The sequence below is a fragment of the Stutzerimonas sp. VN223-3 genome, from assembly GCF_045999685.1.
GTDB classification, from domain to species: Bacteria; Pseudomonadota; Gammaproteobacteria; order Pseudomonadales; family Pseudomonadaceae; genus Stutzerimonas; species Stutzerimonas stutzeri_AR.
Map to the genome: position 1 here is coordinate 531833 of NZ_RBEC01000001.1, position 11776 is coordinate 543608.

Here is an 11776-nt window from a genome sequence, read left to right on the forward strand (position 1 = left end):
CCTAGCGCTTCAGTGAAGGTGTCAAGTGCGGCTGGATTGCAGTCAGCACAGCCTTGAAGCATTTGGTGTTGCCAGCGACGATCTGGCCTTTTTCAAGGAAGTCGTGGCTACCGCTGAAGTCGCTGACCAGGCCGCCCGCCTCCTGAATCAGTAGCGCACCGGCGGCCATGTCCCATTCGGAAAGTCCGAACTCCCAGAAGGCGTCGTAACGACCAGCGGCGACATAGGCAAGATCCAGGCTTGCCGCGCCAGCGCGACGCAAGCCTGCGGTCTGGCCAACCAGGCTACGGAACATGCTGAGGTAGCTGTCCAGGTTGTCCATCTGTCCATCACGGAACGGAAAGCCGGTGCCGAGCAGGGCGCCTTCAAGGCTTTTACGCGTGCCTACACGCAGGCGGCGACCGTTGAGTGCGGCACCGCGGCCGCGGCTCGCAGTGAATTCTTCCTGGCGCACCGGGTCGAGGACCACGGCATGCTCGAGACGGCCGCGATATTTGCAGGCGATGCTCACTGCATAATGCGGGACGCCACGCAGAAAGTTGGTGGTGCCATCCAGCGGGTCGATTACCCATAGATAGTCTGCACCGTCTCCGCTGCCCTCCAATAGGCCGCCTTCCTCACCAAGAATGCCGTGGTTCGGATAGGCCTTGCGCAGCGCCGCAATGATCAATTGCTCCGCGGTGCGATCGATTTCGGAGACATAATCACGTGCGTCCTTTTCGCTAACCGAGATCACGTCCAGGCGCTCGGTGGAACGAACAATCATTTCGCCGGCGCTACGGGCGGCGCGCAGCGCGATATTCAGCATGGGCTGCATCGATCAAATACCTGGTCGTTTAAAGAAAGCCGGCAATTCTACCAGAAAGCTTGTCGGATGTTGCGGTGGAGTCATCGGGACGGCCAATAGCGAAGGCGCGGGCGCTTCCTGTAAGCTTTCGTTTTGTTTTCCTGCGAGAACGACAGTGTCGCTTCAGAACATTCGTGTGGTATTGGTCAATACCAGTCACGCCGGCAACATCGGTGGCGCGGCCAGGGCTATGAAAAATATGGGATTGTCCCGATTGGTTCTGGTGGACCCAGAGGATTTCCCCAGCCCGAATGCCATTGCGCGCGCATCTGGCGCGACGGATATTCTCGATTCGGCGCAGGTAGTGGCGACGCTTGAAGAGGCCTTGGTGGGTTGCAATCTAGTATTGGGCACCAGTGCCCGTGATCGGCGCATACCCTGGCCGCTGTTGGATCCGCGTGAAACCGGTTCGGTCTGCTTGGAGCAGGTCGAGCGGGGCGGCGAGGTCGCATTGGTGTTCGGGCGCGAGTATGCCGGGCTGACCAATGAGGAGCTTCAGCGTTGTCAGTATCATGTGCACATTCCGTCCGATCCGAATTTCAGTTCGCTGAATCTGGCTGCAGCGGTTCAGGTGCTTGCCTACGAGGTGCGTATGGCATGGTTGGCGGCGAGCGGCCAGCCGAGCAAGATAGAGAGGCTTGAAACCACCTCAATGCTCAATGCGCAGCCGGTAACTGCGGACGAGCTCGAGCATTACTATGGGCATCTGGAGCAGACGCTAATCGATATAGGTTTTCTCGACCCTGAGAAACCTCGACACCTGATGCCGCGACTGCGCAGGCTCTACGGTCGCAGCGGTATAAGCAGGCTGGAGATGAACATCCTGCGAGGAATTCTTACCGAAACCCAGAAAGCCGTCCGCGGCGAACCCCATAAGCGGAGATCAGATTGATGTTCGAACGCATGCGCGAAGATATCCAGAGCGTCTTTCATCGCGATCCGGCAGCGCGTAATGCGTTCGAGGTAATCACCTGCTATCCAGGTCTGCACGCTGTCTGGTTTCACCGGGTTTCCCATTGGTTGTGGGTAAGCGATTGCAAATGGCTGGCGCGGATGACGTCGAATCTGGCGCGCTGGCTAACCGGGATAGAGATCCATCCGGGGGCGCAGATCGGTCGGCGTTTCTTTATCGATCACGGGATGGGCATCGTCATCGGTGAGACTGCCCAAATCGGTGACGACGTGACGCTTTATCATGGGGTGACACTGGGCGGCACCAGCTGGAACAAGGGTAAGCGCCACCCTACGCTCGAAGATGGTGTGATAGTTGGTGCGGGGGCGAAGATTCTTGGCCCGTTCACGGTCGGCGCAGGGGCTAAGGTCGGCTCCAATGCGGTCGTTACCCGGGCGATTCCGGCTGGCGCTACTGCTGTCGGGATTCCAGGTCGCGTTATCGTCAAGTCGGACGATGTTCAGGAAGCCAAGCGCAAGGCTATCGCCGAAAAGATCGGCTTCGATGCCTACGGCGTGACCGAAGACATGCCCGACCCGGTGGCGCGGGCCATTGGTCAGCTGCTCGATCACGTCCAGGCTGTCGAGGAGCGTATGGAAGGTATGTGCAAGGCATTGACGGCGCTAGGCAGCGACTACTGTGCGAAGAAAATGCCTGAGTTGCGCGAAGAGGATTTTGCCGAGATTAAGGACGGCGGTGACGAGGCGCGTCCCTGAGTGCGGCCGGCCAACCGGGCTGCTATTATGCGTGCCGCCCGCTGATCGCCGCTGCGTCTTTCCCTCTTATGCTGCTATGTCCGAGTGCGTTAATAGGTCTTATAGTTGATCTAAATACTCGGGTATTGCATACTTGCATCAAACCATGATGCTTGGTGCAAACCGATGCGATTGACTACTAAAGGCCGTTACGCCGTCACTGCGATGCTTGACCTTGCGCTGCATGCGCAACACGGGCCGGTATCCCTTGCGGATATTTCCGAGCGGCAAGGCATCTCGCTTTCCTATCTCGAACAGCTATTCGCCAAACTGCGCCGTGGCAGTCTGGTGACAAGCGTTCGCGGGCCGGGCGGGGGCTACCAGCTCTCTCGAGAGATGGCTGGTATTCAAGTGGCCCAAGTCATTGATGCGGTCAACGAGTCAGTCGATGCCACTCGCTGTCAGGGATTGGGCGACTGTCATTCGGGTGATACCTGTCTGACCCATCATTTATGGTGCGATTTGAGCCAGCAGATTCACGAATTTCTAAGCGGTATCAGTCTGGCGGATCTGGTGATGCGCCGCGAGGTTCAGGAGGTTGCACTGCGCCAGGATATGCGCCGCGCCAATGGCCAGACTCCGCGACTGGATAAGATCGAAGCGTCCGCCGTTGAATGAGCGGGACGACTGCCTGATAGGAGATACCTGATGAAGTTGCCGATTTACCTGGACTACTCTGCTACCACACCGGTCGATCCTCGCGTTGCCGAGAAAATGGTCGAGTGCCTTACCGCCGAAGGTAACTTCGGTAATCCGGCTTCGCGCTCTCACGCATTTGGTTGGAAGGCGGAAGAAGCCGTTGAGAATGCCCGTCGCCAGGTTGCAGAGCTGGTCAATGCAGATCCTCGCGAAATCGTCTGGACCTCTGGTGCGACCGAGTCGGACAACTTGGCGATCAAAGGGGTCGCGCATTTCTATGCGTCGAAGGGTAAACACATCATCACCAGCAAGATCGAGCATAAAGCCGTTCTTGATACGACCCGTCAGCTCGAGCGTGAAGGGTTCGAAGTTACGTACATTGAGCCGGGCGAAGACGGCGTAATCACTCCGGCAATGGTCGAAGCGGCCATGCGCGATGACACTGTGCTGGTCTCCATCATGCATGTGAATAACGAGATCGGAACGATCAACGATATCGCCGCCATCGGTGAGCTCACTCGCTCCCGTGGCGTGCTGTTCCATGTCGACGCCGCTCAGTCCACCGGCAAAGTCGAGATCGATCTGGAGGCGATGAAGGTCGATCTGATGTCGTTCTCGGCACACAAGACTTACGGCCCCAAAGGCGTCGGCGCGCTCTATGTCCGCCGCAAGCCGCGGGTGCGTCTGGAAGCGCAGATGCACGGTGGTGGCCATGAGCGCGGTATGCGTTCGGGTACGCTGGCAGCGCATCAGTCGGTAGGCATGGGTGAAGCGTTCCGTATCGCCAAGGAAGAAATGGCGGCAGAGAACGAGCGAATCCGCTCGCTGCGCGATCGCTTCTTCAAGCAGGTCGAGCATCTCGAAGAGCTCTACGTGAACGGCAGCATGACGTCCCGCGTTCCGCACAACCTGAACTTGAGCTTCAACTACGTGGAAGGCGAGTCGCTGATCATGGCGCTCAAGGACTTGGCGGTTTCTTCGGGTTCGGCCTGCACCTCCGCTTCGCTGGAGCCGTCCTACGTACTCCGTGCGCTTGGCCGCAACGACGAGCTTGCGCATAGCTCGATCCGTTTCACATTCGGCCGTTTCACGACCGAAGAAGAAGTCGACTACGCCGCGCAGAAAGTCAGCGAGGCGGTCACCAAGTTGCGTGAGCTTTCACCCTTGTGGGACATGTTCAAGGACGGCGTCGACATTTCGCAGGTCGAGTGGGCTGCCCACTGATCCGTCGAGTTCCGCATAGCCTGATTCAGAGAGGATTGCACCATGGCATACAGTGATAAGGTCATCGACCATTACGAAAATCCCCGCAACGTCGGCAAGTTCGACGCTGAGGATCCATCCATTGGCACCGGCATGGTCGGTGCCCCTGCCTGCGGCGATGTGATGCGCCTGCAGATTAAGGTCAACGAGCAGGGCATTATCGAAGATGCCAAGTTCAAGACATACGGTTGCGGTTCGGCCATTGCCTCCAGCTCCCTCGCTACTGAGTGGATGAAGGGCAAGACGCTGGAAGAGGCTGAAACCATCAAGAACACGCAGTTGGCCGAAGAATTGGCCCTGCCACCCGTGAAGATTCACTGCTCGGTATTGGCAGAGGATGCCATCAAGGCAGCCGTTCGCGATTACCGCGAGAAGAAAGGGTTGTCACAGGTCTGAAGGAGGTATCGATGGCTATCAGCATGACGACCGCCGCCGCCGATCACGTGCGCCGCTCCCTTGATGGGCGCGGCAAAGGCCTTGGCGTTCGGTTGGGCGTACGCACCACAGGCTGTTCCGGTTTGGCGTACGTGCTCGAGTTCGTTGATGAGGCGGCCGCAGAGGATTCGGTCTTCGACAATCACGGCGTCAAGATCATCATCGATCCGAAGAGCCTGGTTTACCTCGACGGAACCGAGCTCGACTTCGTGCGTGAGGGGCTGAACGAAGGCTTCAAGTTCAACAACCCCAACGTGCGTGGCGAGTGCGGCTGCGGCGAAAGCTTCAACATCTGAGGACGCTGTGGGAACTCCCTGTCATTACGCGCTGTTCGAGCTTCAGCCTGCCTTCGATATCGATCTCGATATGCTGTCGGGCCGTTATCGCGAACTGGCGCGCAAAGTCCATCCCGATCGGTTTGCCGACGCGGGCGAAACCGAGCAGCGCCATGCAATCGAGCGTTCGGCCAATCTGAACGAGGCCTATCAGACTCTGAAGAGCCCGCCGCGTCGAGCCCGGTATCTGCTGACGCTGCAGGGGCGAGAGATGCCGCTGGAGGCGACTGTTCAGGATTCTGCGTTCCTCATGCAACAGATGCACTGGCGAGAAGAGCTGGAAGAGCTGCATGACGAGGTGGATATCGCTGGCGTCGCGGTCTTCAAGGCTCGCCTTAAAGCTGCGCAGCAGGATCTCAACGATTCGTTCTCCAGCGTATGGCAGGACGAAGCTCAGCGAGAGCAGGCGGAGCGACTGGTGCGCCGGATGCAGTTCCTCGACAAGCTGTCCCAGGAAGTGCGCCAATTGGAAGAGCGCCTCGACGATTAACCCCGCGTAGCGCCTGGCGCTGCGCCCGACATCAGACAGACATGGCCTTACTTCAGATAGCTGAGCCCGGACAAAGCCCGCAACCTCACCAGCGCCGTCTGGCGGTTGGTATCGATCTGGGCACCACCAATTCACTTGTGGCGGCGTTGCGTAGCGGTATCACGGCACCGCTGGCTGACAGCAATGGTGAAGTGATTCTGCCTTCTGCGGTGCGCTATCACGCTGACCGCGTCGAGGTTGGCGGCGGCGCCAAGCGGGCTGCCGCTATCGATCCGCTGAATACAGTCATCTCGGTAAAGCGCCTCATGGGGCGTGGTGTCGGTGACGTGAAGCAACTGGGCGGACAACTGCCTTATCGGTTCAGCGAAGGGCAGTCGCAAATGCCATTCATCGAGACGGTACAGGGCGCCAAGAGTCCGGTGGAGATTTCCGCCGAAATCCTTCGTGCGTTGCGCGAGCGTGCCGAAGCGGTACTGGGTGGCGAGCTGGTCGGCGCTGTGATTACGGTACCGGCATACTTCGACGATGCCCAGCGACAGGCAACAAAGGATGCTGCACGACTGGCGAACCTCAACGTGCTGCGTCTGCTCAATGAGCCCACTGCCGCTGCCGTCGCCTATGGTCTGGACCGTCAGGCCGAAGGTGTTGTAGCGATCTACGACCTGGGTGGCGGAACCTTTGATATCTCTATCCTGCGCTTGACGAAGGGCGTGTTCGAGGTGCTGGCCACGGGTGGTGACACGGCTCTCGGTGGCGATGATTTCGATCACGCGATTGCGGGCTGGGTGTTGGCTCAGGCAGGGGCTTGCGCTGACCTCGATCCGGGTGCCCAGCGCGAGGTGCTGAAGATTGCCTGCGACGCCAAGGAACAGCTTAGTAATGCAGAGTCCGTCGAGGTGCGCTATGCCGGTTGGCAGGGCGTTCTGACACGCACTGCATTCAACGAGCTCATTGATCCGATGATCGCTCGCAGCCTCAAGTCCTGCCGACGGGCATTGCGTGATTCGGCTGTTGAGCTGGAAGAAGTTCATGCCGTGGTGATGGTTGGTGGCTCCACGCGGGTGCCGCGGGTCCGAGAGTTGGTTGGTGAGATGTTCGGAAGGCAGCCGCTTACGGATATCGACCCCGACCAGGTCGTCGCCATTGGTGCGGCCATTCAAGCCGAGACCCTTGCTGGCAACAATCGCGATGGCGAAGAGCTGCTGCTGCTCGATGTGATTCCGCTGTCGCTGGGGCTGGAAACCATGGGCGGTTTGATGGAGAAAATCATTCCGCGCAACACCACCATCCCGGTCGCGCGCGCGCAGGATTTCACCACCTACAAGGATGGTCAGTCGGCCATGATGATCCACGTGCTGCAAGGCGAACGCGAGCTCATCACCGACTGTCGATCACTGGCTCGCTTCGAGTTGCGTGGCATTCCGTCTATGGTCGCCGGTGCGGCGAAGATTCGCGTCACCTTTCAGGTCGATGCTGACGGCCTTCTTAGCGTCTCTGCCCGTGAGCTCGCATCCGGCGTCGAATCGAGCATTCAAGTGAAGCCGTCCTACGGCCTGACTGATGGCGAGATAGCTCGCATGCTCGAAGATTCGTTCCATAAGGCTAGCGAAGACAAGGCAGCCCGTGCGTTGCGCGAACAGCTGGTCGATGGGCAGCGCTTGCTCGAGGCGGTGGAGGCTGCTCTGGAGGCGGATGGCGAGCGTTTGCTTAGCACAGAAGAGCGCATAGCTATCGAGTCGCAGATGCAGGCGCTGCGTGAGCTACTCGGCGGTCAGGATGGTGTTGCCGTCGAGCGTCAGGTCAAGCGCCTGAGCCAGATTACCGACGCCTTTGCTGCGCGCCGACTAGATTCCACTGTCAAGGCCGCACTGGCCGGACGGCGGCTTAATGATATTGAGGAATGACCCAGATGCCGCAGATTGTTTTCCTGCCTCACGTCGACCACTGCCCGGAGGGAGCGGTCGTCGAAGCGCAGCCCGGTGAAACGGTGCTTGATGCCGCGCTGCGTAACGGTATCGATATCGAGCATGCGTGTGAAAAATCTTGTGCCTGTACTACTTGTCACATCGTGGTTCGAGAGGGTTTCGCTTCGCTGGAAGCGTCTGATGAGTTGGAAGATGACATGCTGGATAAAGCGTGGGGGCTCGAGCCTACGTCACGACTTTCCTGCCAGGCTGCGGTTGCGGATGTCGATCTAGTGGTCGAGATTCCCAAGTACACGATCAATCAAGTTTCTGAAGGCCATTGAAGGCGAGGTTATGCATGACGCTTAAATGGGCTGATGTGCTGGACATCGCGATCGAACTTGCCGAGCGCAAGCCGGACGTTGATCCCCGCTACGTGAACTTTGTCGAATTACACCGCTGGGTAGTGGAGCTGCCAGAATTCTCCGACGATCCGACGCGCGGTGGTGAAAAGGTTCTGGAGGCCATTCAGGCGGCCTGGATCGAAGAGGTCTAGAGAGCAGCGGCAGTGTAAGCCTTGGGTAGGGTGGGCTTCAGTGCACCTGCATCGACACCGGCAGGGCTCTGGTGGGCTGAAGCCCACCCTGCGGTACTTGAGGTTTGGCCGTCCAGCCTTCATCGCTTCTATCGTCTGCCGGCCCCTCAGGCTGCTCTTATATTTTTCTTCCCGACCCGCGTATAATTCGCGGGTTTACTTGTTTGCTTTAACTTATCGATTTTCTGGAGTTTCAAATGGCCCTGCAACGCACTTTCTCCATCATCAAGCCTGACGCTGTCGCCAAGAATGTTATCGGCGAAATCACTTCTCGTTTCGAGAAAGCCGGACTGCGTGTCGTCGCTTCGAAGATGGTCCAGCTGTCCGAGCGTGAGGCTGGCGGTTTCTATGCTGAGCACAGCGAGCGCGGCTTCTTCAAGGATCTGGTCGCTTTCATGGTTTCCGGTCCGGTCATCGTTCAGGTTCTGGAGGGCGAAGACGCCATCGCCAAGAACCGTGAGCTGATGGGCGCTACCAATCCGAAGGAAGCTGCTCCAGGCACCATCCGTGCCGATTTCGCCGTCTCCATCGACGAGAACGCTGTTCACGGTTCCGACTCCGAAGCGTCCGCTGCTCGCGAAATCGCTTACTTCTTCTCTGCCACCGAAGTGTGCGCCCGCATTCGCTGATCAGGCGAAGGTGAATCCGATGACTGCTACGACCGGTAAAGTGAATCTGCTGGGGCTGACCCAGCCTCAGTTGGAAAGCTTCTTCGATTCAATAGGGGAGAAGCGCTTTCGTGCCGGCCAGGTCATGAAGTGGATTCACCATTTTGGCGTTGATGATTTCGATGCCATGAGCAATATCGGTAAGGCCTTGCGCGAAAAGCTCAAGGCCTCCGCCGAGATCCGCGGTCCCGAGATCGTCAGTGAGGACATTTCCACCGACGGCACCCGCAAATGGGTGGTGCGCGTGGCTTCGAGCAGCTGCGTGGAAACCGTATATATCCCTCAGGGGGGACGCGGCACGCTTTGTGTGTCTTCCCAGGCCGGCTGTGCGCTGGATTGCAGTTTCTGCTCCACTGGCAAACAAGGCTTCAACAGCAATCTCACCGCCGCCGAAGTAATCGGCCAAGTGTGGATTGCCAATAAGTCGTTCGGCTCCATCCCGGCCAAAGTTGATCGTGCCATCACCAACGTGGTCATGATGGGCATGGGTGAGCCGTTGCTGAATTTCGATAACGTCGTCGCTGCCATGCAGATCATGATGGACGACCTCGGATACGGCATCTCCAAGCGCAAGGTGACGCTGTCGACCTCGGGCGTCGTGCCGATGATCGACGAGCTGTCGAAGGTTATCGATGTATCGCTCGCGCTGTCGCTGCACGCGCCGAACGATGCGCTGCGTGATCAGCTGGTGCCGATTAACAAGAAGTATCCGCTGGAGATGCTGCTCGCTGCATGTCAGCGCTATATCTCCAATCTGGGTGAAAAGCGGGTTCTTACCATCGAATACACGCTCTTGCAGGGCATAAACGATCAACCCGAGCACGCCGAGCAGATGATCGCGCTGCTGGCGAAAATTCCTTGCAAGATCAATCTGATTCCCTTTAACCCGTTCCCGCATTCCGGATATGAGCGGCCGAGCAACAATGCCATCCGCCGTTTTCAGGACATCCTGCACAAAGCCGGGCACAATGTGACGGTGCGTACCACTCGCGGCGAGGATATCGATGCAGCCTGCGGCCAATTGGTTGGACAGGTTATGGATCGCACACGCCGAAGCGAGCGTTACATCGCAGTGCGTGAACTGCAATCCGAGCCAGGTACGGCATCCATTGCTACGAACCGTTCCTGAGGGGGATGCGACTGATGATCTTGCGCGTTGCGCTGCTGTTTCTATTGACCGGCCTTATGGCCGGTTGTGTTTCTACCGGGACCGGGAATCCCATGCGCACCCCGGAAGGCCGTGATGAGGCACGAGACGCTTATATCCAACTTGGTATCGGCTATCTGCAACAAGGCGATGCTTCTCGGGCCAAGACGCCCTTGCGCAAGGCACTCGAGCTAGACCCTGGCAGCGCGGACGCGCACGCGGCGCTGGCCCTGGTGTTCCAGAACGAGATGGAAAATCGGTTGGCTGACGAGCATTTCCAAAAAGCCCTGTCCAGCCGCAAAGACGCCCGCATTCTGAACAACTACGGCAGTTTCCTATTCGAGCAGAAGCGCTACCAGGAAGCCATGGATCGGTTCGCCGCGGCATCCGAAGACAATCTGTATCCCGAGCGCTCTCGGGTATTCCAGAATATGGGGATGACAGCCCTCCAGCTTGGACAGCGTGAGCAGGCTGAAACCTATTTTACCCGCGCGTTGCGCCTCGATAGCCGCCAACCCCTTGCTTTGCTTGAGCTGGCACTGCTGGCCTACGATGCCAAGCAATATGTCCCAGCGAAACGTTATTACGAGAATTTCAGCAGCCTTTCCGAACAAAATGCCCGCAGTCTGCTGCTGGGCATTCGTCTGGCGAATATTCACCAGGACCGAGATCAGGCCGCGAGCCTTGGCCTGCAGCTCAAGCGTCTGTATCCAGGTACGTCTGAATTTCAACAGTTTCTTTCGGAGCAACGATGATAGCGCCACATTCTGAAGCCGTTGCCCCAGCCTTCGCCAATCCAGGTGAAACGCTTCGCGCGGCGCGTGAGAGCAAGAATTGGTCCCTTTCTTCAGTGGCTCAGCAACTCAATCTGTCGGAGCGTTCGCTGATGCAGATTGAGGCCGGTGACTTCAGTCAGTTGCCTGGTCATACATTTTCCCGAGGCTACGTTCGCGCCTATGCCAAGCTGCTGGGGCTGGATCAGAATCGTCTGGTGCAGCAGTTCGACCATCATACCGGCACGGATGCTACCGGCAGCAGCGTAAACAGCCTTGGACACATCGACGAACCTGTGCGCCTTTCACGCAGCATGGTGCGCTTCTTTGCCTTCGTATTGACGCTGGTGGTTGGCGCCGCTGCGTTTTTCTGGTGGCAGGACCAATCTGCACGCAACCAGTCGGGCCCTTCGGTCACGGCGTTGGAGCGAATCGAGGTCGAGGCGGCGGACGGCACCACCGAGATTCATCTGCTGGATCGCGCCGAGGAGCCCGTTGAGCCTGTCGTCGATGAGTCGAACGATTCGACGTCGCCAGCGGGCGCCGAAGAGCCACCCGCGGCAGCGGCTGAATCGTTACCGCTGGCCGAGCCGTCTGCAGCCGAGGAAGCGGTGGACGCCCCCGAACAGCAGAGCGACGCGGCGGCTCCTGCCGAAGTGCCGATTGCGGTCACAGAGGCACCGGCCACGGCTGCACCTCCGGCCGCTGAAATGGCTTCGGTTGCGCCTGATGAAGGCCGATTAACGCTGGACTACACCGCCGACTGTTGGACGCGCGTAACTGATGCCGATGGCGAAGTTCTTTACAGCGCACTGGCCAGAGCGGGCACCAGCCGTACCCTGGTCGGCAAGACCCCACTGGATCTGCATCTTGGTTTCGCCGCCGGAGTACAAGTCAGCTTTAACGGCGAAGCCGTCAGTCTTTCTGGCAAAACGCGTGGCGAGACCGCACGCCTCAAGCTCGGACAGTAATC

General features: G+C 58.6%; 15 protein-coding genes. 14 read left to right on the forward strand and 1 reads right to left on the reverse strand.

All coding sequences use genetic code 11. The annotated features are described in order from the left end of the window. Position 1 precedes the first annotated feature (1 nt). On the reverse strand, positions 2-817 hold the full coding sequence (suhB, locus tag D7241_RS02485; protein ID WP_255980934.1) for an inositol-phosphate phosphatase: 816 nt from the start codon (positions 815-817) through the stop codon (positions 2-4). Positions 818-962: 145 nt separating this feature from the next. On the opposite strand from suhB, the gene trmJ reads away from it, so the two are divergent. From trmJ to D7241_RS02555, 14 genes are all read left to right on the forward strand, one after another. Further along, entirely contained in the window at positions 963-1739 is a 777-nt protein-coding gene (gene trmJ, locus D7241_RS02490) for a tRNA (cytosine(32)/uridine(32)-2'-O)-methyltransferase TrmJ (RefSeq protein WP_255981065.1), read from the forward strand. Beyond that, positions 1739-2515, forward strand: coding sequence for a serine O-acetyltransferase (cysE, locus tag D7241_RS02495; protein WP_408100167.1), 777 nt, complete (start codon positions 1739-1741; stop codon positions 2513-2515). Before trmJ ends, cysE begins: the two co-directional genes overlap by 1 nt. Before the next feature lie 165 nt (positions 2516-2680). Then, complete coding sequence (iscR, locus tag D7241_RS02500) at positions 2681-3172, forward strand: Fe-S cluster assembly transcriptional regulator IscR (RefSeq protein WP_255980930.1); 492 nt, start codon at positions 2681-2683, stop codon at positions 3170-3172. Between the two features lie 30 nt (positions 3173-3202). After that, positions 3203-4417, forward strand: a complete 1215-nt coding sequence (locus D7241_RS02505; protein WP_255980928.1) for an IscS subfamily cysteine desulfurase — start codon at positions 3203-3205, stop codon at positions 4415-4417. Between the two features lie 42 nt (positions 4418-4459). Then, the gene (gene iscU, locus D7241_RS02510) at positions 4460-4852 is read left to right on the forward strand and encodes a Fe-S cluster assembly scaffold IscU (protein WP_408100168.1); all 393 of its coding nucleotides are present in this window, start codon (positions 4460-4462) and stop codon (positions 4850-4852) included. 11 nt (positions 4853-4863) lie between these two features. Beyond that, positions 4864-5187, forward strand: a complete 324-nt coding sequence (gene iscA / locus D7241_RS02515; protein WP_408100169.1) for an iron-sulfur cluster assembly protein IscA — start codon at positions 4864-4866, stop codon at positions 5185-5187. Positions 5188-5194: 7 nt separating this feature from the next. Continuing rightward, positions 5195-5716, forward strand: coding sequence for a co-chaperone HscB (hscB, locus tag D7241_RS02520; RefSeq protein WP_408100170.1), 522 nt, complete (start codon positions 5195-5197; stop codon positions 5714-5716). Positions 5717-5757: 41 nt separating this feature from the next. Next, on the forward strand, positions 5758-7620 hold the full coding sequence (gene hscA, locus D7241_RS02525; protein ID WP_408100171.1) for a Fe-S protein assembly chaperone HscA: 1863 nt from the start codon (positions 5758-5760) through the stop codon (positions 7618-7620). Between the two features lie 5 nt (positions 7621-7625). Then, on the forward strand, positions 7626-7964 hold the full coding sequence (gene fdx, locus D7241_RS02530; RefSeq protein ID WP_255980918.1) for an ISC system 2Fe-2S type ferredoxin: 339 nt from the start codon (positions 7626-7628) through the stop codon (positions 7962-7964). 14 nt (positions 7965-7978) lie between these two features. Next, complete coding sequence (iscX, locus tag D7241_RS02535) at positions 7979-8176, forward strand: Fe-S cluster assembly protein IscX (RefSeq protein ID WP_255980916.1); 198 nt, start codon at positions 7979-7981, stop codon at positions 8174-8176. Positions 8177-8412: 236 nt separating this feature from the next. Next, a complete protein-coding gene (ndk, locus tag D7241_RS02540; protein WP_021209485.1) occupies positions 8413-8844 on the forward strand; it encodes a nucleoside-diphosphate kinase in 432 nt (143 codons plus the stop codon). Between the two features lie 19 nt (positions 8845-8863). Continuing rightward, positions 8864-10012 carry a 23S rRNA (adenine(2503)-C(2))-methyltransferase RlmN gene (gene rlmN, locus D7241_RS02545; RefSeq protein ID WP_408100172.1) on the forward strand — a complete coding sequence of 383 codons (1149 nt, stop codon included), beginning with the start codon at positions 8864-8866 and terminating at the stop codon, positions 10010-10012. 14 nt (positions 10013-10026) lie between these two features. Beyond that, the gene (gene pilW, locus D7241_RS02550) at positions 10027-10785 is read left to right on the forward strand and encodes a type IV pilus biogenesis/stability protein PilW (RefSeq protein ID WP_408100173.1); all 759 of its coding nucleotides are present in this window, start codon (positions 10027-10029) and stop codon (positions 10783-10785) included. Continuing rightward, positions 10782-11774, forward strand: a complete 993-nt coding sequence (locus D7241_RS02555; protein ID WP_408100174.1) for a RodZ domain-containing protein — start codon at positions 10782-10784, stop codon at positions 11772-11774. Before pilW ends, D7241_RS02555 begins: the two co-directional genes overlap by 4 nt. Positions 11775-11776: the final 2 nt, after the last annotated feature.

Coding starts and splice junctions, on each gene's coding strand:
- suhB (WP_255980934.1), bottom strand. CDS start 817: ATGCAGCCCATGCTGAATATCGCGCTGCGCGCCGCCCGTAGCGCCGGC.
- cysE (WP_408100167.1), top strand. CDS start 1,739: ATGTTCGAACGCATGCGCGAAGATATCCAGAGCGTCTTTCATCGCGAT.
- iscR (WP_255980930.1), top strand. CDS start 2,681: ATGCGATTGACTACTAAAGGCCGTTACGCCGTCACTGCGATGCTTGAC.
- D7241_RS02505 (WP_255980928.1), top strand. CDS start 3,203: ATGAAGTTGCCGATTTACCTGGACTACTCTGCTACCACACCGGTCGAT.
- iscU (WP_408100168.1), top strand. CDS start 4,460: ATGGCATACAGTGATAAGGTCATCGACCATTACGAAAATCCCCGCAAC.
- iscA (WP_408100169.1), top strand. CDS start 4,864: ATGGCTATCAGCATGACGACCGCCGCCGCCGATCACGTGCGCCGCTCC.
- hscA (WP_408100171.1), top strand. CDS start 5,758: ATGGCCTTACTTCAGATAGCTGAGCCCGGACAAAGCCCGCAACCTCAC.
- fdx (WP_255980918.1), top strand. CDS start 7,626: ATGCCGCAGATTGTTTTCCTGCCTCACGTCGACCACTGCCCGGAGGGA.
- iscX (WP_255980916.1), top strand. CDS start 7,979: ATGACGCTTAAATGGGCTGATGTGCTGGACATCGCGATCGAACTTGCC.
- ndk (WP_021209485.1), top strand. CDS start 8,413: ATGGCCCTGCAACGCACTTTCTCCATCATCAAGCCTGACGCTGTCGCC.
- rlmN (WP_408100172.1), top strand. CDS start 8,864: ATGACTGCTACGACCGGTAAAGTGAATCTGCTGGGGCTGACCCAGCCT.
- pilW (WP_408100173.1), top strand. CDS start 10,027: ATGATCTTGCGCGTTGCGCTGCTGTTTCTATTGACCGGCCTTATGGCC.
- D7241_RS02555 (WP_408100174.1), top strand. CDS start 10,782: ATGATAGCGCCACATTCTGAAGCCGTTGCCCCAGCCTTCGCCAATCCA.